The sequence below is a fragment of the Sporolactobacillus kofuensis genome, assembly GCF_024125425.1.
In the GTDB taxonomy this organism is placed as follows: Bacteria; Bacillota; Bacilli; order Bacillales; family Sporolactobacillaceae; genus Sporolactobacillus; species Sporolactobacillus kofuensis.
In genome coordinates, this window is sequence record NZ_JAMXWN010000002.1 from 170,485 (window position 1) to 196,237 (window position 25,753).

General features: G+C 43.6%; 21 protein-coding genes. 17 read left to right on the forward strand and 4 right to left on the reverse strand.

Features of this window, described 5'->3' with window-relative positions:
• Positions 1–32: 32 nt before the first annotated feature.
• The 13 genes from NIE32_RS02265 (at position 33) to nspC (ending at position 14,736) form a co-directional block, all read left to right on the forward strand.
• Positions 33–1,265 (forward strand): glycosyltransferase, encoded by a 1,233-nt coding sequence (locus tag NIE32_RS02265; RefSeq protein ID WP_253052585.1) that lies wholly within the window; start codon positions 33–35, stop codon positions 1,263–1,265.
• Positions 1,262–2,692, forward strand: a complete 1,431-nt coding sequence (locus NIE32_RS02270) for a lipopolysaccharide biosynthesis protein (protein WP_253052587.1) — start codon at positions 1,262–1,264, stop codon at positions 2,690–2,692. The genes NIE32_RS02265 and NIE32_RS02270 overlap by 4 nt, the downstream gene beginning before the upstream one ends.
• A gap of 154 nt (positions 2,693–2,846) precedes the next feature.
• Positions 2,847–3,506, forward strand: coding sequence for a sugar transferase (locus NIE32_RS02275; protein ID WP_381451501.1), 660 nt, complete (start codon positions 2,847–2,849; stop codon positions 3,504–3,506).
• Positions 3,507–3,543: 37 nt separating this feature from the next.
• Positions 3,544–4,479, forward strand: coding sequence for a GDP-mannose 4,6-dehydratase (locus NIE32_RS02280; protein WP_253052589.1), 936 nt, complete (start codon positions 3,544–3,546; stop codon positions 4,477–4,479).
• 21 nt (positions 4,480–4,500) lie between these two features.
• Positions 4,501–6,000: a teichuronic acid biosynthesis protein TuaE gene (gene tuaE, locus NIE32_RS02285; RefSeq protein ID WP_253052591.1), complete on the forward strand. Its 1,500-nt coding sequence runs from the start codon at positions 4,501–4,503 to the stop codon at positions 5,998–6,000.
• Positions 5,997–6,680 (forward strand): hypothetical protein, encoded by a 684-nt coding sequence (locus tag NIE32_RS02290; RefSeq protein ID WP_253052593.1) that lies wholly within the window; start codon positions 5,997–5,999, stop codon positions 6,678–6,680. The genes tuaE and NIE32_RS02290 overlap by 4 nt, the downstream gene beginning before the upstream one ends.
• Before the next feature lie 12 nt (positions 6,681–6,692).
• Entirely contained in the window at positions 6,693–7,472 is a 780-nt protein-coding gene (gene tuaG / locus NIE32_RS02295; RefSeq protein WP_253052595.1) for a teichuronic acid biosynthesis protein TuaG, read from the forward strand.
• 14 nt (positions 7,473–7,486) lie between these two features.
• A complete protein-coding gene (gene tuaH, locus NIE32_RS02300; RefSeq protein WP_253052597.1) occupies positions 7,487–8,647 on the forward strand; it encodes a teichuronic acid biosynthesis protein TuaH in 1,161 nt (386 codons plus the stop codon).
• A gap of 562 nt (positions 8,648–9,209) precedes the next feature.
• Positions 9,210–10,004 carry an adenosylmethionine decarboxylase gene (gene speD / locus NIE32_RS02305; protein WP_253052599.1) on the forward strand — a complete coding sequence of 265 codons (795 nt, stop codon included), beginning with the start codon at positions 9,210–9,212 and terminating at the stop codon, positions 10,002–10,004.
• A 13-nt stretch (positions 10,005–10,017) separates the two neighbouring features.
• Complete coding sequence (locus NIE32_RS02310; protein ID WP_253052601.1) at positions 10,018–11,466, forward strand: aminotransferase class I/II-fold pyridoxal phosphate-dependent enzyme; 1,449 nt, start codon at positions 10,018–10,020, stop codon at positions 11,464–11,466.
• A gap of 5 nt (positions 11,467–11,471) precedes the next feature.
• Positions 11,472–12,323, forward strand: coding sequence for a polyamine aminopropyltransferase (speE, locus tag NIE32_RS02315; RefSeq protein WP_253052603.1), 852 nt, complete (start codon positions 11,472–11,474; stop codon positions 12,321–12,323).
• A 65-nt stretch (positions 12,324–12,388) separates the two neighbouring features.
• Positions 12,389–13,588, forward strand: a complete 1,200-nt coding sequence (locus tag NIE32_RS02320) for a saccharopine dehydrogenase family protein (protein ID WP_253052605.1) — start codon at positions 12,389–12,391, stop codon at positions 13,586–13,588.
• 11 nt (positions 13,589–13,599) lie between these two features.
• The gene (gene nspC, locus NIE32_RS02325; protein WP_253052607.1) at positions 13,600–14,736 is read left to right on the forward strand and encodes a carboxynorspermidine decarboxylase; all 1,137 of its coding nucleotides are present in this window, start codon (positions 13,600–13,602) and stop codon (positions 14,734–14,736) included.
• 100 nt (positions 14,737–14,836) lie between these two features.
• Here nspC and NIE32_RS02330 read toward each other — a convergent pair whose 3' ends face one another.
• Both NIE32_RS02330 and NIE32_RS02335 read right to left on the reverse strand, forming a co-directional pair.
• Positions 14,837–17,059: a glycosyltransferase family 39 protein gene (locus tag NIE32_RS02330; RefSeq protein ID WP_253052609.1), complete on the reverse strand. Its 2,223-nt coding sequence runs from the start codon at positions 17,057–17,059 to the stop codon at positions 14,837–14,839.
• A gap of 78 nt (positions 17,060–17,137) precedes the next feature.
• A complete protein-coding gene (locus tag NIE32_RS02335; RefSeq protein ID WP_253052611.1) occupies positions 17,138–18,121 on the reverse strand; it encodes a glycosyltransferase family 2 protein in 984 nt (327 codons plus the stop codon).
• 228 nt (positions 18,122–18,349) lie between these two features.
• Between NIE32_RS02335 and NIE32_RS02340 the strand changes: the two genes are divergently transcribed.
• The 3 genes from NIE32_RS02340 (at position 18,350) to NIE32_RS02350 (ending at position 21,413) form a co-directional block, all read left to right on the forward strand.
• Complete coding sequence (locus NIE32_RS02340) at positions 18,350–19,048, forward strand: response regulator transcription factor (protein ID WP_253052613.1); 699 nt, start codon at positions 18,350–18,352, stop codon at positions 19,046–19,048.
• Positions 19,045–20,436 carry a sensor histidine kinase gene (locus tag NIE32_RS02345; protein WP_253052615.1) on the forward strand — a complete coding sequence of 464 codons (1,392 nt, stop codon included), beginning with the start codon at positions 19,045–19,047 and terminating at the stop codon, positions 20,434–20,436. Before NIE32_RS02340 ends, NIE32_RS02345 begins: the two co-directional genes overlap by 4 nt.
• 260 nt (positions 20,437–20,696) lie before the next feature.
• Positions 20,697–21,413: a helix-turn-helix transcriptional regulator gene (locus NIE32_RS02350; protein WP_253052617.1), complete on the forward strand. Its 717-nt coding sequence runs from the start codon at positions 20,697–20,699 to the stop codon at positions 21,411–21,413.
• Positions 21,414–21,605: 192 nt separating this feature from the next.
• Here the strand turns inward: NIE32_RS02350 and NIE32_RS02355 are convergent, their stop codons facing one another.
• Together NIE32_RS02355 and NIE32_RS02360 are read right to left on the reverse strand one after the other, a co-directional pair.
• Positions 21,606–22,763 carry an amidohydrolase gene (locus tag NIE32_RS02355; RefSeq protein ID WP_253052619.1) on the reverse strand — a complete coding sequence of 386 codons (1,158 nt, stop codon included), beginning with the start codon at positions 22,761–22,763 and terminating at the stop codon, positions 21,606–21,608.
• Positions 22,764–22,861: 98 nt separating this feature from the next.
• Positions 22,862–24,103, reverse strand: a complete 1,242-nt coding sequence (locus NIE32_RS02360; protein ID WP_253052621.1) for a M20/M25/M40 family metallo-hydrolase — start codon at positions 24,101–24,103, stop codon at positions 22,862–22,864.
• A gap of 418 nt (positions 24,104–24,521) precedes the next feature.
• On the opposite strand from NIE32_RS02360, the gene NIE32_RS02365 reads away from it, so the two are divergent.
• The gene (locus NIE32_RS02365) at positions 24,522–25,745 is read left to right on the forward strand and encodes a M20 family metallopeptidase (protein ID WP_253052623.1); all 1,224 of its coding nucleotides are present in this window, start codon (positions 24,522–24,524) and stop codon (positions 25,743–25,745) included.
• Positions 25,746–25,753 lie beyond the last annotated feature (8 nt).

Below are 25,753 nucleotides of genomic sequence, written 5' to 3' on the forward strand. Positions count from 1 at the left end.
TGTCTCGATGTGATCAATAATGGAGAAAATCTATGAATATTCTGTTCGTTGTGGGTGAATTTCCCAAGCTTTCTCAAACTTTCATTTTGAATCAAATAACCGGTATGATCGATGCTGGGCACGACGTCATGATCTTGGCGAAAAAAAGCGGTGAGGGACACAAGGTCCATCCGGATGTTCTGCGTTATGAACTACTGAATCGTGTGATCTATTATGGCGATTCAGCTACAGAAACCCGTTTGCAAAAGGGGTTATCTTTTGCCAAAGCCTTAGGTTCGCATCTCATCGCACGGTGTTTAAAAAGAAGATATAAAGGTGCAGTACCGTTACGAATCTTGCTGCGTCATCCCAACCTGATTTTACTGATTCGAAAACTCAATCAGGTCGATTTATCTGAACGCACAATTATTATGGCACACTTTGGGCCAAATGGTATCTTGGCACAAAAATGCATTGAGGTTGGCTTGTTGCGGGGCCAACTTTTTACTGCTTTCCATGGATATGACATGCTTCGCTACGTGAAACAAAAGGGAGCGGGGGCTTATCGTGATTTGTTTCACTCAACGGCAGTCATTCTTCCGATCAGCAATTATTGGCGCAGGCGTTGTCTTGAGCTTGGTGCTGATCCCTCACGAACTGTTGTGCATCATATGGGCATCGATTTGCTTCGGTTCGATCGTCATCCTTCGGAACCTAGAAAACCGATAACTGTGGTCTCAGCAGCTAGACTTGTTGAAAAAAAAGGGCTGGACTATGCCATTGAAGCAATTGGACTTTTGGTTAAGAAAGGATATTCTCTTCAGTATTTTATTGCCGGCGATGGTCCGCTGAAGGACGAGCTACAAACGTTGATCGAAAGAAAGAAACTCAATCGTTACGTGCAGCTGCTTGGTTGGCAAACGCAGGATGAGTGGATTGCACGGATGAAAAATGCCCAAATTGTTCTCGCACCAAGTATTACGGCTTCTGATGGTGATATGGAGGGTATTCCCGTCCAGCTTATGGAAGCGATGGCGATGTGTAAGGTGGTTGTTTCCACGGAGCATAGTGGTATTCCTGAACTGATAAAAAGTAAACAAAATGGTTATTTGGTTGCAGAAAAGGATACCACTGCTTTGGCCGAAACCTTGGCGCAGATCATCCAATCTCCTGAATCGTGGCGTATGATTACGCAAAATGCACATGAAATGATTCATGAACAATTCAATATTCATAAGCTGAATAAGCAACTGATTCAACTTTTTGATGAAAAGAGGATCCCATGAAGGCATTTATCAAGCGACTGCTTGCTTTTTCGATTGGACCTGCCGGCGGCGCAATGGTTGCATTGATCACAATTCCGGTTACGACACATTTTGTCTCGCCTGCAGAATTTGGAAAGGCGAGCATGTTTGCGCTTGTTTTAACGATACTTTCGACTTTTCAATATCTCGGCATTGATCAAGCCTATACGCGTGAATTTAATGAGGTTAAGGATCGCCATTCCCTTTTTTTGCATGCGCTGATTTTGCCGCTTCTGTTCTCCTTAGTTCTTCTCTTCATGATTATGCTCAATCTTAAAATGACCTCTCTATTCTTATTTGGTGAAAATGATCAGTTCGTAGCTTCTGTATTGCTTGGGATTCTGCTCATTTTCACCACTTTTGAACGGTTTATTTTGCTGTCGCTTCGAATGGAAGAAAAGGCACTAACTTATTCTTTGTTTACCATTTTAATCAAGCTTGCAATCTTAGCAGCAACATTATGCTTCGTATTGATGATACGAAGAGATTTTCTAGCTGTCGTCTACTCTGCGGCGCTTGGACAAATGCTCGGCGACAGTTATTTGATGATTCGTCACCGTTCTTATTTTGTCATGCGCGGATTTCGCTTTGATCGCGCACTATTCATACGTATGGTGCGCTTCGGTCTGCCGCTTGTGGTCGCTGCATCTGCTTCTACGTTGCTTAATTCGGCAGGACGGCTTGCGCTCAGAAGTTGGGGGAGTTTCTACGCGATCGGTATGTTTACGGCTGCTATGAAAATTGCTGCGATTCTGGCGGTTGTTCAATCCAGTTTTACGAGCTTTTGGGTACCAACTGCATATCGGTGGTATAGCGAAAAGCAGCCGATTCAATATTTTCAAAAAGTCAGTGATAGTGTACTCCTTCTAATGTCTGTACTTTACTTTGGCATTCTCTTTTTTAAAGATCAGCTGATGCTCCTCTTATCTCCACAATATATCCCTGCTGCGGGATTGCTTGGTTTACTCTGCCTTCAACCCGTGCTTTACACGATCAGCGAAACCACGACTTTAGGCATTGTTTTTTCACGAAAAAGCTATTTGAGTATCTGGGTCAGTATCTTGTCACTGATCCCTTGTCTGTTCCTGAATGTGCTCATCGTGCCTCGCTATGGTGCGATTGGTGCCGGTTTGGCCACTGGCATATCTTACGTTCTGTTCTTTATGAGCAGAAGTTATTTTTCCTCGAAAAATTGGAAGGGATTCCCACTTACGAAACATTATTTAGTCATTCTTGTGCTTCTTTCTGCCGGAATTCTTAACATCTTTCATTTTCCTTTCATGGTCTGGGCTAATTTGGGCATGCTTTTATTAGTGATGTTCATTCAGACACGCTCAATCAAGATCCTTTATCAAAGTGGACGTAAAACCAAACGGACAGACGGGCGTTCATCTGCATTTTTCTCATAACTCTGTGTGGATCATCTTGCTCTATTTTTCCATATGCTGGTTTACCGGGTTTACACAACCTTAAAAAAACCACCATATTAACTACATAAACGTTCTCTATAATTGAAACAAGTTCAGAAGAGCAAGCAAGAGGTGAACTGGAGAGGTGTTTCATGTGAAGGCGGAAAAAGAAATAGAGGCTTGCAGCAGTTATACGGTGATGAAACCGCAGCCGGTTGCCCTCCCCCATGGGGTGAATACGTATCTATGGGTCAAACGAGGCATTGATCTGGTGTTTGGCTTGGTAGGAATGGTGTTATCGGCACCAGTCATTCTCTTTTTTTCAATCCTTATTGTTCTCGAGACACCGGGGTCACCGTTTTATCATCAAGAACGTGTGGGCAAGGCTGGAAAGGCATTTCGACTCGTCAAGCTACGATCAATGAGGAAAGATGCAGAGCATGCAGGTGCAAAATGGGCGGAAGCTAATGATCCACGTGTGACACGTGTTGGTCGTTTCATTCGCAAAACACGTATTGATGAGCTTCCTCAATTTCTGTCTGTTGTAAAGGGCGATATGTCTATAATCGGTCCAAGACCTGAACGTCCAATGTTCACTGAAAAATTTGAGCGTGAGATTCCAGGGTTTAAGAATCGATTGCTAGTCAAGCCTGGATTGACCGGGCTTGCACAAGTAAGCGGGGGGTATGACTTATCGCCTAAAGAGAAACTTGTCCATGATCTGAATTATGTTCGTCACCTATCACCATCTCTGGAACTAACGATTATAGTACGCACGATTAAGGTGCTGTTTACTGGAGAAGGCGCTCGATAAACACATCAAAGAACGCAAAAAATCAGGAGGGATTTCCGTGGAGAAAGTGCTCGTTACCGGGGGAGCCGGATTTATTGGTTCACATGTTGTTGAAACCTTGCTGAGAAAAGGCTATACGGTTGCCGTGATGGACAACTTTTCAACCGGGCATCAGGAGAATATTGCCGATTTACCGATTGATTTATATATCTGTGATGTTGCAGATCCGGCAGCGATTAATGTTATTCAATCGATTCATCCGGATTACATCATTCATTTGGCTGCACAAATAAGTGTCTCTAACTCCGTGGCAGATCCGCTCTTTGATCAACGAACGAACGTTACCGGTTCGTTAAATGTAATGAACGGGGCACGACTTGCGTCAGTGAAGAAAATTGTGTTTGCTTCGTCCGCTGCGGTTTATGGAAATCCGATTGAAATTCCGGTAACGACAAAGCATCCGACCCATCCGGAATCTCCATACGGACTGACAAAGCTCACTGTTGAACACTACCTGAATCTGTTTGAGAAGTTCTATCAGTTGCCATACAGTATTCTTCGCTTCAGCAATGTGTACGGGCCGCGTCAGGATGCTGAGGGAGAAGGTGGGGTTGTCTCGATTTTCTCCGACCGTATCCAAAAAGGAACTCCGCCAATGATTTATGGCGACGGTGATCAGACGCGTGACTTTATTTTCGTCAAAGATGTGGCAGCTGCTGTGGTTGCTTCGATTGCTGTTAAAGAAAGCCTATGTGTCAATGTCTCGTCGCAGACAGCGATTAGCATTAAGGACCTTTTCCAAGTGATGAAGGAAGTTTCCGGGTCGGATTTGGATGTCTATTATGGTCCAAAACGAAACGGCGATATCCGACATAGCATGCTCTCGAATCAACTGGCGAGAGAGCTGCTTGGTTGGAAGCCTGAAGTTTCGTTGTCTGATGGTTTGCGGATGACCCTGCGCGCATTAAAGCGTAAGAAAAAAGCGGCTGTTTAAGCACGAAATTGGAGGCAAAACATGACCGCAACGTTATGGACTTTGAATCGACAACAGATGGATCGTCGATCTGTTCTTTATACAAGCATGATGATCAGTCTGTTTACTGCTGGGTTGATCGGCATCTATTGGATGAGCAATCTTTGGTTGCAATGGGCTCTGCTTATGGGCTGGACATGGCTAGTGATCCTTGCTGCACTCTTAAGCAAAGAATGGTTGACGTTGCCTGTTTTTCATTTAAGTCTAATGTATGTGCTGATTGGGTCCACTTTTCTAAATCAAGCACTGCTCAGTATTTCAGTCGGTTTCTTCACCATTTTTATCTATCGGGTATTCTTGATCGGCTGTTTCGTTCTTTTTCTAATACGCGCCGTTCACTCTGGAGGCTTTTCTAAGGAATGGCAGAGGATGCCGATTAAAGGCTCGATCTACTTTCTGATGATATGGCTTGCTTATGGAGCGGTATCACTTATTTGGTCTTGGTCTGTAGTCGAAGGCTTGAACTATTGGTTTCTGTTTGGCATAGGTATTCTTTTTCTCTTAATGGCGGTTTTTACGTTTACACAAGTCGATCATTTGCTGATGGTTCATAAGATCTGGTTACTGATGAGCACCTTATTACTCTTGCTTGGCTTAATCAATCATTTCGGGCAAATCCAATTGCCGACCTCGACACTTTATGGAGGACCGACCTACAAACAAGCGTATCCAACGGCTGTGTTCACTAACCAAAACGATTTTGCAACCTTGCTGGCGATCTCTTGCTTCTTTTATTTAGCTGCATGCAGGTATGCAAAGAAAAGATGGCAATACGCGATGCACTTGGCGCTGGCTGGTTGCTCGGTCTGGCTTATTTACTTGACTGAATCACGGGCGAGTCTTCTTGGTATTGCAGCAGGAATCGTCTTTTATTTCTTCTTACTACTTCCGAAAGTGTATAAAAAAGGTGCACTTATTGGTGGTGCTTGCATCGGCGCTTGTGGTCTACTGTTTCTTTCTGCAAAGCTGCTTGCCAAGTTGCAAGGATTATTCCCAGGTAAAATGGTTTATTCAGTAAATGATACGCCGAGTTCTAATGCGGTACGTGTCCACCTGCTTCAGAGTGGTTGGCAATATCTGACGGACAGCTTCGGCGTAGGTGTCGGGGCAGGCAACTTGCCGGTCTATCTTAAATACCGGCCTTTGTTAAACACCAATCATATTTTTGAAATTCATAACTGGCTTGCCGAAATTACCGGAAATTTTGGTTTATTGTTTGGGGCTGGGTATTTAGCGATGTATTGCGCACTTTTTATCTCCTTATATAAAAGTTATGGAAGAGCATTGGATGAAAAAACAAAGCTTCTTCTTGAAACCTGTATGACAGCACAAATTGCCCTTTTAGTGTCGAGCATTAGCCCAAGTTCAGTTAGCAATTTATATTTTCATTGGGTTTTTCTAGGATTTGTACTGTGCACCGTCTCGGTACTTGGTGGCACGCGACAGGAAATTGTACAGTCAGGAGTGGCTAGAGCGAAGTGAATGTATTGAATCGTGTGTTTACAAGACTAAAAAAATATCTATGGGTGGTCTTGGCGTTACCCGTTTTGCTTGGCGTGCTCGGATGGTTGATCCCGGTCGGGAAAATGCCTTCTGAATACGATGCGCAAGCGACGATCCAGTTGGGAGACTATGAAAATAATCAGTATAACGATCCGCAACAGGTGATTCTGCTTTTATCTAATCTGTCTTTCTATGAACAAAATAGTCATGCGTTGGGGACTGACGAGGCAAAGACATTTATGACCCGGATTAATGTCAGTGAGATGCCCAATCATTTGATCCAAATCAGTTATCGCGCCCAGAAAGCCAATGATGCTATTGATGGTGTGCATCAGATTACGAATGCCTTTCTCAAAATGGACTCGAAACACTTTGACGAGAAGGAAAAGGTCATTGATCAAACGATTCATGCTATGAAAACAATGAACCCAGAACAAGGGGAAACGGTGAATCGTGAACGTTTTCTTTACAAGCTTCAGAACGAAAAATTGAAAATGCGGCCGGCACAACTGCTACAAGCTGCAAAACAAGGGAGCAATTCAGGTGTAACGACCTTGTCCTCAAAGAAACGGGCGGTTTTAGGCATCATGCTTGGGATCACGCTTGTTCTTATCGCTGCAGCTTTACCGGAATTTGTACGAAAAAGAGAAGACGTGTAGGAGGTGGCTTCCATGGCTATCGAACAAACTCTAATTTCGGTTATTACCCCCACTTACTGTTCGGAAAAGACAATCATGCAAACGATTCAATCGGTATGTGAACAAACCTACCCCTACTGGGAAATGATTATTGTTGACGATGCATCAACGGACCAGACACAGGCACTACTTACTGAAGCTGCGAAAGCGGACAGTCGGATTCACCCTGTTTTTCTTGAAGAAAATCATGGTGCAGCATATGCCCGGAATACGGCCCTTGATCAAGCACAAGGTCGATATATCGCTTTTCTTGATAGTGATGATTGTTGGAAACCGAATAAGCTTGAAGTACAGCTCCGCTTTATGGAGATCCATCGCTATGCGTTTACATTTACGAGCTATGAGTTAATGGATGCGGAGGGCCATCTGTTGGATCAAATCATTTCTGCACCGGCTCGGGTGACTTATAAACGGATGTTGAAAAATACGATCGTCGGATGCCTAACCGTGATGATCGACAGAGCACAGACTGGCCCTTTTCACATGCCGGATCTGCGTGCACGCCAGGACTTGGCTACTTGGCTTTCTTTGTTAAAAAAAGGAACAGTGGCTTATGGATTAGATGAACCCTTGGCGGAGTATCGTATTAGCGGAAAGTCATCGCTATCGGGGAATAAGTGGAGAGCGGCACAGAAGACTTGGTATGTGTATCGTAGCGTCGAACGATTGCCGTTTCTGGCTTCATGTTGGTATTTCTGTAATTACGCTGCGAACGCATGCATCAAACGCTTTATGAACGGCAGTTTTTCGTGAAAGGAAGGACTCTTTTGAAGACGATTCATGTTGTAGTTGGTGCGGGTTTGTGGGAACAGGATGGTCTGCGCTATCGCCGTCACAGGCTTGCAGATTTTTTAGCTGCGCAACCAAATACGCGTCAAGTATTCTGGATCTGCCCTACGCCGCATCATGGTTCCATCACCAATGTCGGTGAGCAAGGATTGATCGAGCAGTGGCCGGTGCAAGATCTGCTTCCTCAGAAAACGTTTCGCTTCGGTCGCTACCTCTCATTTTTTCATAAATGGCAATTGACTCAATTGATTCACCATCTTGAGAGATTCGCAAGTCATGAGCCTATTTATTTATGGTATACATTTCCGGGCTTTCCAATACTCAGCCAACTTTTCCCATGGGATAAAGTCATTTATGATTGCAGTGATCTTTGGACAGCATCAATTGGTGGCAAGCGTTCGTTAATTACGCGTATGAGAAGTCATATCATTAGCCAAGCGGAACAGCGCATCATTGATCGTGCCGATTTGATTTTCTGCACATCGGACTATTTGCATCAACAAACAGTGCTCAAACTACCTGAACTAAAAAGAAATCGAGTGATCACCTTAGAGAATGGTGTTGATTATACACTTTTTTCAAAACCCGTGGATCGGTCGAAGCGATATTCTGTGGCGGAAGGAAAATTGGTTCTTGGCTATATTGGCGGCATTAAACCGAAACTTCATTTTGCACTACTGAATAAATTAGCTGAAAAGAAACCGGATTGGCAACTTTTACTTGTGGGTCCGGATGGAACAAACGGTGATCCGGAATTTGCACGCTTGATCAAGCGGGACAATGTGGATTGGATTGCCGGTGTACCACCTTATGAAGTCCCACATTATATGCAGCTCATCGCTATTGGACTTATGCCGTACAAATCATCTCCATACAATCATGCAGTTTTTCCATTAAAATTATTTGAATTCCTTGCAGCAGGAAAGCCAGCTATCGGTATTCATTTGCCGTCTACGAAAAAATATGAACAACAAGGCTGCTATCAATGCGTTGAACGTGAAGACGTAAACCAGTTGATTAAGGTCTGTGAGCAAATGGCAGTTACTATAGAGCAACCGGAAGCAGTGGAAAAAAGGAAAGTATTGGCACAATCAAAGGATTGGTCGAAAATTTTCGATACGATGCTTAGCTATTTATGAACGGTACGAAAGAACATGATTATAATGATTTATTGAAGCCTTACGGCGTTTCTCGGCACGATCGTGAGACGCTTTTTGTTTGTGCAAAACGTTTCTCTAGGGATCACGTACTTAAAGATTTAACGGGTTGAGCATGACTTGGTTAACAACGAATGATTTTTTTATTGGAGGTTTAAGTAAGGCGTGGTGCGAGACGCCTGTGGCAAGTGGGCACTGAAAGCACCAAACAAGAAAAACGTAACGTATACCACCTTTTTTTAATGATTCGCAATCAACACAAACGTGTTTTATAATATAAGAAAGAATAAAATTTTCAGCAGAGCGCATCGATCGTTTTCTTACCTAAAAAATGCATGATCAATTATTCAATGAATAGCTTGACTTAGTTGGACTTCTCTATATAATTGAAATTGAATTTTTATCGGAGAATAACGAAGGGATACGTGTACGCTTTGTATCTATTCGTTTGTAAGCATCACGCAATTCTTTGTATTTCCTCTTTTGAACGTGACACATCTGTCATTGGATCCTGAAATAACTGGGAAAGGCTGTGAGGATAGGGTTGGAAAATAAGCTGAAATTGTACGGCTTTAACAACCTCACGAAGTCACTAAGCTTTAACATTTATGATGTTTGTTATGCGAAAAGTGAACGTGAGCAACGAGATTACATTACTTACATTGACGAGCAGTACAATTCAGAGCGACTGACCCATATTCTTTGCCGAGTGACGGAAATGATCGGTGCCCATGTCCTCAACATAAGTAAGCAGGACTATGATCCTCAGGGTGCCAGTGTTACCATTCTCATCGCTGAGCAAGAATTTCCAAAAGATAAAATTGATCGTTCGTGCAATCTTGGACAGTACTCAGATACGGTCGTCGGACATCTGGATAAAAGTCATGTAACCGTGCATACGTATCCGGAATTTCACCCAGGGAACGCTATCGCAACATTTCGCGTTGATATCGATGTCGCAACCTGTGGAGAAATTTCACCTTTGAATACATTAAATTATTTGATTGGGAGTTTTGATTCGGATATCATCACAGCCGATTATCGTGTGCGTGGATTTACACGTGACGTTAATGGGAAGAAACTATTTATGGATCATCCGATGACCTCAATACAGAATTATATTGATAATGAGACCCTTGACAAATATGATGCCGTGGACATTAATGTGTACCAGGCAAATCTCTTTCATACCAAACTGCTGATTAAAGAGCCGGAACTGCAAAATTATCTGTTTAATCGTGATGTTCTTGAGATTCCTCCAAAGGAGCGCTTGAAGATCAGCAACAACCTCCGTAAAGAAATGATTGAGATTTTCAGCGGAGCCAATATATTTGATTAGTGGAGCAGAGAAAATGACACATTTATCACAAGAACGTGCGCCGGTACTGGAGGCGCTGAATCGTTATAAATCTATGCGTGTTGTGCCTTTTGATGTGCCGGGGCATAAACGAGGGAAAGGCAATCGGGAACTGACCGAATTTCTTGGAGAAAAATGCCTGACGGTGGACGTTAATTCAATGAAGCCGCTCGATAACCTCTGTCATCCGGTTTCTGTGATTAAGGAAGCAGAAGAACTGGCTGCCGATGCGTTCGGTGCGAAGCACGCGTTCTTCATGGTTAATGGAACGACCTCGGCTGTTCAAAGCATGGTGATGAGCGCCTGCAAACGAGGCGAGAAGATTATCATGCCACGCAATGTGCACCGCAGTGCAATCAATGCACTGATTCTAAGTGGAGCGATCCCGGTCTATGTAAATCCTGGGGTGAATAAGGAATTAGGCATTTCGCTGGGCATGTCGGTAGCGGATGTCGAACAAGCGATTCTTGAGAATCCGGATGCCAAAGCGGTCTTGGTCAATAACCCGACTTACTATGGCATATGTTCTAATCTGAAGGCGATCACGGATCTCGCTCATAAGCACAACATGCTGGTGCTTGTTGATGAAGCCCATGGCACACATTTTTATTTTGGCGAGGGCCTTCCGCCTTCTGCAATGTCTGTTGGTGCAGATATGGCGGCGGTTAGCATGCATAAGTCAGGTGGATCGCTAACCCAAAGCTCATTGCTTCTCGTGAACGGATTAAGCGAAGGCTATGTCCGCCAGATCATTAACTTGACGCAGACAACAAGCGGCTCCTATCTGCTTATTTCGTCACTTGATATTTCGCGAAGAAATCTTGCCCTTAGAGGTCGAGATATTTTTGATAAAGTTAGCAAGATGGCTGACTATGCACGTGACGAGATCAATCAAATTGGTGGATATTATGCCTATTCTCGTGAGTTGATTAATGGTGATTCGATATTTGATTTCGATCGCACCAAACTTTCCGTGTTGACCTTAGATGTCGGTCTTGCCGGTATTGAAGTGTATGATATTCTACGTGATGACTATGACATTCAAATTGAGTTTGGCGATATCGGTAACATCCTTGCCTATCTTTCAATCGGTGACCGAATTCTTGATCTTGAGCGGCTTGTCTCTGCATTATCGGAAATCAAACGTCGTTATGCGAAGGACCGAACGGGCATGTTGAGTCAGGAGTATATCCGACCTCAAGTTGTGCTTGGCCCTCAGGAGGCCTTTTACGCGGAATGTGAATCCACTCCGCTTGAACAAAGCCTTGGTCGCATTTGCGGTGAGTTCGTCATGTGCTATCCACCGGGCATTCCGATTCTCGCACCTGGTGAAAAAGTGACCGCTGAAGTATTGGAATATATTCAATACGCGAAGGAAAAAGGTTGTTTTATGACAGGTACTCAGGACAGTCAAGTGAACCGAATACAGACCGTGAAGGAGTGATCGGATTGGAATTATGGTTTACAGAGCAACATACAGACAATGTCACGTTCTCTATTAAAGTGGATCGCCAAGTCTACAGCGGTCAGAGCGAATTTCAACGCATCGATCTGTTTGACTCGCTTGAGTTCGGACGCTTTCTTACGCTTGATGGCTACATGATGCTGACGGAGAAAGATGAATTCATCTATCATGAGATGATTGTTCATGTCCCGATGAACGTTCTTCCTGACGTGAAGAACGTATTGGTGATCGGCGGCGGAGATGGCGGAGCAGTTCGTGAGCTCGTTCGTTATCCAAGCATCGAAAAAATCGATTTGGTTGAGATTGACGCAAAGGTCATTGAGGTTTGCAAAAAGTATCTGCCGCAAACGGCATGCAAGCTGGATGATCCGAGGGTGTCGATTCATTATGCCGATGGGTTGAAGTTTGTCCGTTCAAAGAAAAATGAATACGATTTGATCATTGTCGATTCAACGGATCCATTTGGCCCGGGCGAAGGTCTGTTTACGAAGGAATTCTATGGAAACTGCTTTAAGGCACTGACAGAAAAAGGTGCGATGGTGAATCAGCATGAAAGTCCATTCTACCCTAAGGACGCCGTTGCGATGCAGCGTGCCCATAAGCGGATCATTGATTCCTTTCCAATCAGCAGGGTCTACCAGGCGCATATCCCGACCTATCCTTCCGGTCATTGGTTGTTTGGTTTCGCCTCAAAGAACTATCACCCGATAGAGAATTTTGACGCAGTTGCCTGGAAAAAACGTGAACTGAAAACGAACTATTATAATGACAAAATCCATGTGGGTGCATTTGCATTACCGAATTATGTGAAGGAATTACTTGAAGAAGTGGAATAAGGGCTTGATGCTAAAGTTAGTTAGAAGACGGATGGACAGGCTAAAAATTAAGGAGGCGTTTTAACTTGGGTAAAGCATTGATTATTGGCGCTGGCGGAGTCGCAAGCGTAGTGGTACATAAATGTTGTCAGAATCCGGACGTATTTGAGGAAATTTGTATTGCCAGCCGTACGGTTTCAAAATGTGATGCATTGAAGGCAAAGCTTGACGGAGGGAAAACAAAGATCACAACGGCACAAGTGAATGCCGACAACGTACCGGAACTGATTGCACTGATTGAAAAAGTGAAACCGGACATCGTGATTAATGTTGCGCTTCCTTATCAAGATTTAACGATCATGGATGCGTGTCTCGCAACGAAAGTCGACTATGTCGACACGGCAAACTATGAACCTGAAGACACAGCAAAATTTGAATACAAATGGCAATGGGCGTACCGTGAACGTTTTAAAGAAGCAGGAATCACTGCTTTGCTCGGTAGCGGGTTCGACCCAGGGGTTACAAGTGTGTTCTCTGCTTATGCCCAAAAGCATTATTTTGATGAAATCCACTCGATTGATATTCTTGATGCGAATGCGGGGGACCACGGCTATCCATTCGCAACGAACTTTAATCCGGAAATTAATATTCGTGAAGTGACCGCGAACGGAAGTTATTTTGACAACGGAAAGTTTATTGAAACGGAGCCGATGTCAATCAAGCGTGTCTACGATTTCCCACAAATCGGACCAAAAGACATTTACCTGCTTCATCATGAAGAAATGGAATCGCTCGCGCTGAACATTAAGGGCATTAAGAAAATCCGTTTCTGGATGACGTTCTCACAGAATTATCTCACGCACCTTAAAGTTCTTGAGAATGTCGGCATGACGTCCATTGAACCGATTGAGTTCGAAGGCAAGCAAATTGTGCCGTTGCAATTTCTTAAGGCTGTGCTGCCGGATCCATCGTCACTTGGCCCGCGGACAAAGGGTAAAACCAATATCGGCTGCATTTTCCAAGGGGTTAAAGACGGCAAGCCACTGACCTATTATGTCTATAATGTCTGCGATCACCAGGAATGCTATAAAGAAGTCGGCTCACAAGCGATTTCGTATACGACCGGTGTTCCGGCAATGATAGGCGCATCAATGGTTATGACCGGAAAGTGGAAACGTCCGGGCGTCTTTAATATCGAAGAATTTGATCCGGATCCATTCATGGATGCATTAAATAAATTCGGTTTGCCATGGCATGAAGATTTTGCCCCGGCACTGATTGACTAAGGAGTTCGTGAATGAATATTGATTTTACAAAAGCACCGTCGCCGAGCTATCTCATTGATGAACGGCTGCTTGTGAAAAATTTGGAGATTCTAAAACAACTTCAAGAACGTACCGGATGCAAGATTCTTCTTGCACAAAAAGCGTTCTCGATGTTCGCGTATTATCCGCTAATTGGGGAGTATTTAAGCGGAGTCGCTTCCAGTTCATTGTATGAAGCGCGTCTTGGGCGTGAAGAAATGAACAAAGAAGTGCATATCTACTCTCCTGCCTATGATGATAAAGACTTTGCAGAGATCCTTGAGGTCAGCGACCATGTTGTCTTCAATTCATTCGGTCAGTGGGCAAAGTTCAAAGAGCAGGTGAAAAATGCACCGAGACATATTGAATGCGGGATGCGCGTGAATCCGGAATATTCGGAAGTTGAAACAGGGCTTTACGACCCGTGTGCACCTTATTCACGTATGGGTGTGACCGAAGCCAATTTCGATCCTGAGGCATTGGACGGTTTGGACGGTTTGCATTTTCATACGTTATGTGAGCAAAATTCCGATGCACTCGAACATACATTGGCTGTCGTCGAGCGTAAGTTTGGCAACTATCTTAAAGGGATGAAATGGATCAACTTTGGTGGCGGTCATCACATCACACGTCAGGACTATGATCTTGACCGCCTTGCGCAATGTATTACAGCGATCAAAGAGAAGTACGACCTCGAGGTTTACCTCGAGCCGGGTGAAGCTGTGGCACTGAATACCGGCTATCTTGTCACAACTGTTCTTGATGTCTTTGAGAATGGGATGCCAATTGCCATTCTCGACACATCCGCAACCTGTCATATGCCTGATGTACTTGAGATGCCGTATCGACCGGAGATCATTAATGCTGGGAAGCCTGGAGAACAGGCACATACTTATAGGTTAGGCGGACCAACATGCCTTTCCGGTGATGTGATCGGGGATTATTCCTTTGATCAGCCGCTACAGGTCGGTGATCGATTGGTGTTCTGTGATATGGCCATCTATTCAATGGTTAAAAATAACACGTTCAATGGCATCGCACTGCCTGCAATTGCTTCTTATAATGAGGAAGACGGCATTCGCGTGATCAAAGAATTTAGCTATGATGATTTCAGATCACGGTTGTCATAATGGTCATCCAACAAGAGTATAACTATAAATCCCTGAGTTGACGATGAAAATCAACTCAGGGATTTTTTCTTGATTACTAATTATTTTGTTACGGCTTTAATTAATTATTACGCCGCATCTGTTCATTACTTGATCGTTGGACTGTTTTATCGGATGCTTGTTGCACTTGCTGCTGTTTTCGACGGTTCACATCGATTCCGGCACGATCCATACTGAGTGAAACGTAACCATACCAGATCAGCATCAGAACGGGAAGAACGAACAGCATCTGATAAGCAAAACTGCTAAGATAAGGACCATTTTTTGTTTCATAAACCATGAATTGGAGATCTTTCTTTTGGTCCTTCAAACCCTTTTGTATGAGACGACCTTCAGAATAAAGATCACGTTGCTCATAGCCTTTTCCGCTTATATTGAATGTAATGGCGGAATGCGCGTCGCCCCTTACTTTAGAGATCGTAATGATTTCTTCATCGCCTTTTACCAAAGGCTTATGATTCATCTTTAAAGTTAACATCTTTTTCGACTTAGAAATAAGAGCATCTTTTGAATAAAAGATCTTTCCTGTATGCAGGTTGCCAACGGTAATGTGATAGGTCCCTGCGCCTTTTACTGTGCGAATACCGATGTCCACGCGATTATATGCTCCGGTGGCGCGAAAAGTCTGAGCGATCGCATGACGGTTATCAACGAGGACACCTTTCTTGCCAACTTTATAGTGCTGATCAACAATGTAACTTCGTTGAGGCGACTTGGCCTGTGTATAGGCGGTGAATCCTGCTTGAGCGCAAAGGAAGACTGCGGCAAGTAGGCTGCCTGTGAGTACAAGCCGGAGTCCTTTGCCCACACGCTGAACACGTGTCTTTTCCGCATTTTCCATACTTAATAAGTGGACAAGCTCTCTAAATCCGAATATGCTGCCGAGCAGAATGAATGGTGTATAGAGCATGCTATAGCGCGGCTCTGCCTCCCACACGAACACATAGAAGATAAAATTCCCGAACAGGCAAATTTGGATCAAAAGATTGAGATCTGCCTTTCTCGTTCTGAAGTAGCGCAGTACGGAAAGGATCAAGAGTAAAATGTTTACGATATAAAACACTTGGATCATAAAAAGAGTCAATTGATTTTTATGATTAAAGAGATACTGGTACGCTTTGGTAGGATGATTGGACAAATGGGTGTACCAATAATAGCCATGCGCACCGGTTCCCCACGTTCTCGCTGTCTTTATCCCCCAAAGGCGAACCAATCCTTGCCATCCATAGTGACTTACTTGTTGCTCGATCCGAAGTGCTGCTGCGTGTTTTTTCGCTGCCTGGTCCGGCTGTTGTCGTGTCAACTCATAATCATGACGATTGTAGCCACCGTCTTGAGAGACGCCGAGCATGATCCAGTTAAGTGTGGGCATGGACAACGAAGGATCTTGGGTATAGCCAAAATGACGTTCGACACCCTGGGAAGCTAAGCTAATCGAACTGATCAAAATACCAATAATGGCGAGGTTGATCAATGTCTTTTTCCAGTTCAGAACAAGGAACATATAGATGACGAGCGCCGGCAGAAATAAAATCAGATTTGGCCGGATTAGATCGCCAATGCCTAGAGCAATCCCAAGCAAAAAAATGTATCGAATTTTCATCGAACGACTGTACAGATCCCAAAGATAGAGCAGCAGAACCGGAAAGGCAATGGCAGCAGTATCTGTGTAAAAGTACATGGTGTAAAAGAATAACGGCAGACATGTGAGCGCGATCAATAGAAATAGACATGCTGTCCGTGCATCAAAAAACGTGCGTATAAGCTTCCATGATAGGAAAATGCCGACGAACAAGATCAGCGCACAGAAACTCCGATCAATGATCATATAATTCGTTACATGCATGAGATCAAAAATACGATAAAGAACGTAACGCAACAGGGTGATCGGGATGTTATTCGGATACACCTTAAAATAAATACTGTCGGATGCATGTCCATGCGCGAGAAGATATAAGGCTTCTGCGTAGGTATGTCCGCCATCAATGGCCGGGGGAATGATCGAATTAAAGACGGTGATCAATGTTCCCTCAATCAGTAGCATGATTGCAAAGAGGCCGGTTGAAAGTTTATTGATGACATGGTCGGAGAATCTTCCGAGCCATCGATAACAGGAAATCAGAAACAAGAGCACAATCATTGCAAACAGTGCAAGAGCAAGTGCTGTTGTCATAAGACCCTGGGTATGATGAAAGATTAATGGATACAGGAAACTGATCACGAGTACAGCGAGAAAGCATGCTACAAATGCAATGCTAAACAGAGTAATCAGGCTTTTTTTCATTGTTAAAATAGAAGTCACATCCTATTCATACGGGGTATCGATAGCACGATAACTCCGACAATAATGCTCAGATTTCTCTTAGAGCGCTTGTTTCTCAAAACGGTTGTTTTTTGATGCTACTAATTGCTTTTCAATGATGTAGCGTGGGCGGTGTTTGGTTTCTTTAAAGATCTTCCCAATATATTCACCAATGACACCGATCGCTGTAAGCTGTATACCGCCGAGCAACCAAATTGAGAGGATCATGGATGTCCATCCGGTAACGACATGACCAAGAAAATGTTGAATCAATGCGTACACACCAATCAGAAAACCAATGCCGACGATCGATGCCCCCAAATAGGTGACGATCCGGATCGGTGCGATCGAAAATGAAGTAATTCCATCAACAGCGAAATTCAACATTTTCTTAAGAGGGTATTTTGACTCACCGGCAAAACGTTCTGCTCGATTGTAGTACACTTTCGTACTTTTAAAGCCAAGCAGCGGGATCATGCCACGTAAAAAGATATTTTCCTCCTGGTATTTGATGAGTTCATCGAGTACGCGACGACTCAGTAATCGGAAGTCTGCATGGTTAGGCACTGTCTTGACCCCAAGATGACCCATCAGTCCATAAAACATACGCGCGGTGTTTCTTTTGAAAAATGTATCTGTTTCTCGTTTGTCGCGAACCCCATAGACGATATCAAAGCCCTCATTGTATTTGATTAGAAATTGTTTAATTGCATTGACGTCGTCTTGCAAATCGGCGTCAATAGTGATCACACAATCAGAATAAGGGCGCGCCGTCTCCATTCCGGCGATCAAAGCGTTCTGGTGCCCAAAATTTCGGCTGAGTTTCAATCCGGTGACTTCTTTATATTCTTCTATATAATGTTCAATAATTTCCCAAGTGTGGTCACTGCTGCCATCGTCAACGAGCAATAGCGTGCTGCCTTTAGCAATTAGCTGTTCCCGGCAGGCGTGCATTAACACGCCGCGTAATCGAGTCACTGTTTCTTTAAGAACCGCTTCTTCGTTATAGCAAGGGACGACAATGGTTAGAATCTGTTCGTTCATCTATTTTTTCCTCCTAAGGACTTACTTATTTCAAAACACGTTCAACTTCTTAACACTGCCCATCTTAAACTTGAATTGTTACGTGGTAACTAACGCAGTATGAAAATATCATGAGATTTTTCTCATTAAATTCTCATGTCACGTTCCTGACAGCGTTTCATTGAACTTGTATAATAATGGAGAGTTCTGAAAATCGGGAAATATTAGTGGAAGAGATGGACTTTACTTATGAAAAAGGCGAATATATTACTTGTTGAAGATGAGAAAAGTGTGGCTTCCTTTGTTTCAACGGAGTTAGGCTTCGAAAATTATCAGGTTGAAGAGGCTTATGATGGGGAACAGGCCCTGAATCTTTTTCTTCAGGATGAGTCAAAATGGGACTTGATTTTGCTCGACTGGATGCTGCCGAAACTTAATGGACTTGAAGTGTGCCGGCGCATTCGTAAGCGGAGTCTCGTACCGATTATTATTATGACCGCTCGGGATTATATTGGGGATAAGGTAGCGGGACTTGACGGTGGAGCGGATGATTACATCACGAAGCCTTTTGAAATTGAGGAACTGCTCGCTAGGGTTCGTGTTGCAATCCGGCGCAAGGATAGTTACGCAGCGGCGCCAATGAATCATGTTTATCAAGTGGGCGACCTGCGGCTCGATATCGAAAAACGGACGGCTGCACGAGATGGAGAAACCTTCAATTTAACTCAGAGAGAATTTGATCTTCTTGCCACGTTGATGAAGAATGAGGGGAAGGTATTGACCCGAGAAGAATTACTTTCCAAAGTGTGGGGATTTGACTATATGGGGCAAACCAATATTGTTGACGTCTATATCCGCTATCTACGGAATAAGATTGACAAAAATCAAACCTCAAGTCTGATTCACACAGTGCGCGGTATTGGCTATGCTTTGAGGATTGAAGAATGAAAAATTGGCGTACCGCTTTTAACAAAAATAGGAAGACAACACTCTTCCGAATGAGCTTCTGGTATATCTTAATTCTTCTTCTCACGGTAGTATTCATTGGCCTTGCTGCCGTTACAAGCATCAGCTATCAACTCTACAAGAGTACCGAGCATGAAATTAATTATGTAGAAAAGCAACTTCATAAAGAGTCAAAGGAAAAGAATCCGGATTGGACCGATTCACTTGAGAATATTTTTTATTCTCAACATCCGGATTTTTACGTGCATATTGAAACCCCGCAGCACAAAACGATTTATTCCAAGGGCAGCGAGAGCATTACGGACAATAATATGTATAAATTCAAGCTCTCACTTTTTTCATCCATTGCCTTTAAAAAGAAACTTGTGCCGATCTATCATCACCATTTCTTATATAACGGATACACCTTTGATTTGTATGTCCGGATGATCAGTATTCACAAATTCATTAGTCTCATGATCAAAGTCCTTTTGGTTTGTATCTTATTGGGTACTGTATTTGGCGCTTTGGCAATCTATCAGCTGTCGAAAAAATTGAGCAGACCGCTGATGGAAGTCACGAGTATGATCAATCAAGTTACGGAAACCAATGATCTCAAGCAGCGTGTGCCTGTGCCGGAAAGCCCTAAGGAAGTCCATGAACTTGCTCTGGCATTCAATCAGTTGATGGGTCAACTTGATCAGCAGATTGAGCGGGAACTGCATTTTGTGTCCGATGCCTCCCATGAATTGAGAACACCACTTTCGGCGATACGCGGTCATGTCGAACTCATTAAGCGGCATGGCAACGATCATCCGGAGCTCGTTCAGAAATCAATGCATTTCGTTGATGAAGAATCTAAACGTATGCAACGCTTGATAAACCAGCTTCTGATGATTGCTCGATTAGATCGCAGATCAAAAGAACTGGAAAATGTTAATTTATCAATGATCGCAAAGAATGTCGTTTTGGATTACGCAACAGATGTCAAGCAACACTTTTCTACTGAGATTACGGATGCGACCTACGCCCTAGCCAATGAGGATTATGTCCACCAGGTTATGGTTTCTTTACTGGGCAATGCACGCAAATATACTCCGGAGGACGGATGGATTAAACTCATTATTAATCGAGACGAGCATTATTCCTATATCATTGTCCAGAATTCGGGCTCGTCGATTCCGGATGACGAGAAAGAGAAAATCTTTACACGTTTCTATCGGCTCGATAAATCCAGAACGAGTGAAAATGGCGGTTCCGGACTTGGACTCGCAATTGTCAAAGAATTGGTTGAGCTCGATGAGGGATCGATTTGGGTTGAAGATGTTGAACCGACCGGCAGTGCATTTATTGTCCGATTAAAGTCGAGAACAGCGAATTCATTAAAGTAAGAGGCTTGAGGACCATCATTCTTTCATTTAATTAAAAATAGTGGCGTATCGGAATGATTGAGGATTTCGAACGCCTTATTTTTTTTTCTGAAAAAAGAGGCGAATAGACCATCACTTTTACTAGAATACTTGATTCATTGACAATTTTGGGTGAATATTGGAAAATGGAAATAACTTATTTATTATTGTGATAATTTTTTTTCTAGTAAAAAAGGCGCGTGAAATAGGATACGGCTCATGTGCAGCAGTGAAGGCTTCGATTGCCACAAAAAGCGATCCGGCTTCCAAATGATTTGAAATGGTGGGGCGGTGGTTTTATTAACGCGAAATTAGAAAGGTTCAAAGATTTTGTCACTTTTCTTGGAGAAGTGCTCGGCGACGATGTTGAAATTATTCTTCATGACGTCACCGACCTTGAGAATTCAGTTGTAGCGATTAGTGAAACGAATTTAAGCGGGCGAGAGATTGGAGCCCCGGTTACGAACTTGATCTTGAAGATGTTAAAGGAAGGAAAGGCGGGGAACAAACCGTTTATCACCAACTATGAAGGAGTAGCCAAGGATGGGACGGTTCTACGTTCGTCAACGTTCTTTATTCGGGACCATGACGGTGAAATTATCGGCATGCTCTGTATTAATGTTGATTATCGAAAAATGGAAAATGTTATTGACTACTTAAGTAAATTTATTGGTGTACAGAAACCTGTAGAAAAGAAAACGGAAGTGACCGTCGAACATCTAAGCCCTTCCATCGAGGACTTGGCAAAAGCAAGCATTAAAGAAATTGTAGGTGGTGTGAATATCCCACCCGAACGGATGTCACAGGAAGAGAAATTAGAAATCATTGAAAAGTTAAATGAAAATGGAATCTTTCTACTCAAAGGAATTGTGAGTATCGTAGCGGAAGAATTATGCACTTCTGAGGCATCAATTTATCGCTACTTGAGCAAAGTAAAAAAAGTGCACGGTAATGTGTAAAGGCAATGACATATGTCTCTATTCATGGCAAAAACTCCTGAAGGATGGCGAGTGTGATCCTTCAGGAGTTTTTTTCAAAAGAAAAGAAACAGTCATGATTCGCTTAGGAGCGGAACAACGCTTGAATGAAAAAATAAAATGCTCTGTTTACGTCTAAAAGTATGAAAATACGTTTATTCGTTTGATTTTCGCTCAAAGATCTTTTACTTTTTTCAGCATATCAACAGCAAGATTGGCAAAGAATTTTGCACTTGGAAGAATGGCTTTTTCATCAATAATTAGGTCCGGATGGTGAAGATCAGAGTTTCCGGAAACCCCCATAAAGAAGAAGGCACCGGGGATTTTACGATTGTACTCAGCAAAATCTTCGCCTGCAAAAGACGGAGTGGGGGTAATCACTTGCAGTCCGGAAGATTTGGCGCTGCTCACGGCCCAGTCCGTTAGTTTTGCATCATTCATCAATGCCGGTCCGAGCTTTGTATAATGAAGACTACCTTTTGCGCCGAACCCTGCTGCAACACCTTCTACGATCCGTTTCATTTGTTCTGGAATCCGGTCACGCACTTTTTCGCGAAAGGTACGTACCGTGCCCTCCATTTGTGCGGTTTGAGGAAGTACGTTCCATGTATTTCCAGATTCAAGACGGGTTACACTGATGACGGCACTGTCCAAAGGGGAAATATTTCGGCTGACAATGGATTGCAGTGCAGTAATAATGTGTGAAGCCACAACAATGGAGTCAATCCCTGTTTCAGGTGCGGCAGCATGCGTCCCAATGCCTTCGATATCAATAGTGAATGTATCGACCGCTGCCATGAGCGGACCGGACTTGATGCCAATTGTTCCAGTTGGGAGATTTGGCATGTCATGCATGCCGAAAATAGCTTGAACGTCGTCAAGAACGCCGGATTCAATAACTTTCAGCGCACCACTGCCACTCTCTTCAGCAGGTTGGAAGATGATTTTAACAGTGCCTTCAAGTTCTTCTTTCCTTTCATTGAGTAACAAGGTCGCTCCAAGAATGGAAGCTGTATGGAAATCATGGCCACACGCGTGCATTTTGCCGGGAATTTTGGAAGCAAATGCCAATCCGGTCGCTTCCTGAATAGGTAAAGCGTCAATGTCCGTCCGGAGGCAGATCACAGGGCCTGGATTGGCTCCACGAATGACTGCCAATACGCCGGTCTCTAAGGGTAAGGGGAGCATATCAACGCCCGCATCGGAGAGCCAGTTTTTTATCGCTTTGGTTGTTTCCTTTTCTCCGTATGCGAGTTCAGGATACTGATGCAATTGGCGACGGCACGCAATCAATTTTTCTTCAAATAAGGGATCATCTAAAAAAGTAGTCAATGGGCACGCTCCTTGCAGAAATGGTTTGTTAAAAAAACTAGCATAATCAATTGGTTATTTTATAGCGATCATGTCATAGATCATTTAATTAATAAATCTTACTCCGACATCAGTATAGCCGAGGGGAGTTCTTTGTCGATTCCGGAAAAAGCAAGGGCAATCAACAAGACTGTCTGAGCACCTAAATGGGCGCCTTCAGGATTATAGTATTCTTCGAGGGTATGTTCACCGCCGCTTTGTCCTCCGCCACTCAATGTCAGTGCCGGAATCCCTAAGCTGATGGCAACATTGGCATCAGTACTCATCGGTATCAGAACAGGTTTCAGGCCAAAGGAACGAGCGACTGCAAAAGCGATGCTGACCGCAGGTGCGTCGTGATTCTGATCACCGGCCGGGCGATCGCCGACTTGTGTGACTTCAGCCTGAATCAGCGTTCCTTTACCCCACCGATCATTTTCCGCCTTGACCGCTTGATGAATACATTTAAGCGCCCTTTCTTCAAGATCGAGGAGTGCCTCTTGCGATATAGAACGCATGTCCAGTCCCATCTGCGCATGTTGAGCAATCGAATTAATTGACGTGCCCCCGCGGATTGTTCCAACAGTAAAAGTGGTCACCGGATCAGCCGGTACGCTCAGGTCGCTGATTGCTGTGATGGCGCGGCCAAGTGCATGAACGGCACTCGGCAAACCGAAATTTCCAAAGCTATGTCCTCCCGGTCCTTTGAAAGTAACCTTGTAACGGTGACTGCCAACTGCTGTAGCGGTGATCTGTCCGGGTAGTCCCGGCTCGACAGATAGGAAAGCACCAATATCCGTGTGCGTTTTGAAAAGCGCCTTGACGCCGCGCAGATCACCTAAGCCTTCTTCACCCACTGTGGCCACAAACATCAACGTATGCTTTGGTTTGATCTTTGAAGCATGAAGCGCACGAATGAGCGTGAGCAGTACAGCAAGCCCTCTCCCGTCATCTGAAATACCCGGTGCATAGATAATTCCTTGCTTAATCACGGGAGTAATCACTGTTCCCTCTGGAAAAACGGTATCCAAATGTGCGGAAATAACAATTTTCTTTTCATCCACAGCACCGGGCAGGAAGCCAATAACATTTCCTTCTGCATCTGTATGTACATCTTTTAATCCAAGTGTCTGGAATCGGTTGGTCATCCATAGACCTTTTGCTGTTTCTTGAAAAGGCGGTGCAGGAATGGATGTAAGCTCAATTTGTTCAGAGGTGGTGGGCTCATGATCAGCAACAAGAAAGTGTAACGCAGCCTTCACAGCAGGCAGATCAACCATGTTCCGTATTATCTGTTCATCATCGCGTGCTCGACTGTCCATCGAATAAATACCTCCGCTCGTTTGTTAATAGATTGAAATTTCAAACTATTAATCTTCTTTAGGGAAGAAGAGAATTGCAATGATTGATTCAAGTTTTCTTGAGAATACACCCACGGACAAAAAAACACTTTGTTATCTTTATCCAATTACCAATTGATAGTCAATGATCATTATTGCAATAAATTATAGCACATGGATAGCATTTGCTTGAATAATAGAATTAAAGATTTTTTGCTGAAAAATGGAGAAATTTTGCTTAGTTGCAGATAATTTGTAGTAAAAAACATTTATTATATTAAGAATTATTTTGACGAATAATAAATTCTCATTTATAATAGCTCTTGTAGTTTTGTAAATTCAGAAAATAGAGTTTAGTTTTATTTTTCTATTATTTATTCTTTTCAACGGGAGGAAGAAAATGAACAATTTATGGTCTGATGATTTGGAAAATTCATTTAATGATATGGTTGAGTGGCGTCGCTATCTCCATCAGCACCCGGAATTGTCTTTTCAAGAAACGCAAACATCCGCTTTTATCTTAGAAAAATTGAAAAGTTTTGGTATTACGGATATTAAGACCCATGTAGGCGGTTATGGTATCGTTGCACGCATTCATGGCGCAAAACCGGGACTTACCGTTGCCTTGCGCGCGGACTTCGATGCGCTCCCAATTAACGAGGAGACTGATGTTCCCTATAAATCAAAAGTGCCAAATGTAATGCATGCATGCGGACATGACGGACATACTTCGACATTGCTTGGTGTTGCAAGGGTGATTCAAGAACATCGGGATGAATTAGTAGGCGATGTTGTGCTGATTCACCAGCCTGCAGAAGAATATCCGCCGGGCGGGGCTCAGGCAATGATTAAGGATGGCTGTCTCGATGATGTGGACTTGGTTTTTGGCGCGCATCTTTGGAGCACCATTCCTTTTGGCACAATTGGCTATCGCAAAGGTTATTTCATGGCTGCGGCCGATTATATAAAAATCAATATTCAAGGAAAAGGTGGGCATGGTTCTGCACCACAACTCTCAATAGATTCAGTTGCTGTTGCATCTCAGGTTGTGAATCAATTGCAAATGATTGTGAGCAGAACAGTAGATCCGCAAAAAGCTGCGGTCGTAACCATTGGCCAGTTTCATGCCGGTGTTGCGCCTAATGTCATTGCCGACACAGCAGTTCTCGAAGGAACGGTGCGTACCTTTGATCCGGCTGTCCGTGAACAAATTAAGAAAGAGCTATCAAGTATTGTGGAAAATGTATGTGTCGCTTTTCATGCGCAAGGGGAAGTTGTCTACCAAGAAGGTTACCCTGCTGTATATAACCATGAAAAAGAAACGGATGTATTCAAAAAGGTGATGGGGCAAACCTTTGGTGAGGACGCAGCTGTTGAAATTGCACCACAGATGGGAGGAGAGGATTTCGCGCATTTCTTGCTTAAGAAGCCGGGAATGTTTTGGTTTTCCGGTGCCGGAAATCCGGAAACCGGTGCTGTATATCCCCATCATCATCCCAAATTCAACGTTGACGAACGCGTGATGCTGACAGCTGGAAAAGCATTTCTCGCCATGGTTCGTGAGTATCTCTGTGCGGATGAACGACCGGAATTGAGCCAAAATATTGCGCTTGGTAATCAATAAGGAGGGAT

Coding starts and splice junctions, on each gene's coding strand:
- NIE32_RS02265 (WP_253052585.1), top strand. CDS start 33: ATGAATATTCTGTTCGTTGTGGGTGAATTTCCCAAGCTTTCTCAAACT.
- NIE32_RS02270 (WP_253052587.1), top strand. CDS start 1,262: ATGAAGGCATTTATCAAGCGACTGCTTGCTTTTTCGATTGGACCTGCC.
- tuaE (WP_253052591.1), top strand. CDS start 4,501: ATGACCGCAACGTTATGGACTTTGAATCGACAACAGATGGATCGTCGA.
- tuaG (WP_253052595.1), top strand. CDS start 6,693: ATGGCTATCGAACAAACTCTAATTTCGGTTATTACCCCCACTTACTGT.
- NIE32_RS02310 (WP_253052601.1), top strand. CDS start 10,018: ATGACACATTTATCACAAGAACGTGCGCCGGTACTGGAGGCGCTGAAT.
- nspC (WP_253052607.1), top strand. CDS start 13,600: ATGAATATTGATTTTACAAAAGCACCGTCGCCGAGCTATCTCATTGAT.
- NIE32_RS02330 (WP_253052609.1), bottom strand. CDS start 17,059: ATGAAAAAAAGCCTGATTACTCTGTTTAGCATTGCATTTGTAGCATGC.
- NIE32_RS02335 (WP_253052611.1), bottom strand. CDS start 18,121: ATGAACGAACAGATTCTAACCATTGTCGTCCCTTGCTATAACGAAGAA.
- NIE32_RS02340 (WP_253052613.1), top strand. CDS start 18,350: ATGAAAAAGGCGAATATATTACTTGTTGAAGATGAGAAAAGTGTGGCT.
- NIE32_RS02345 (WP_253052615.1), top strand. CDS start 19,045: ATGAAAAATTGGCGTACCGCTTTTAACAAAAATAGGAAGACAACACTC.
- NIE32_RS02360 (WP_253052621.1), bottom strand. CDS start 24,103: ATGGACAGTCGAGCACGCGATGATGAACAGATAATACGGAACATGGTT.
- NIE32_RS02365 (WP_253052623.1), top strand. CDS start 24,522: ATGAACAATTTATGGTCTGATGATTTGGAAAATTCATTTAATGATATG.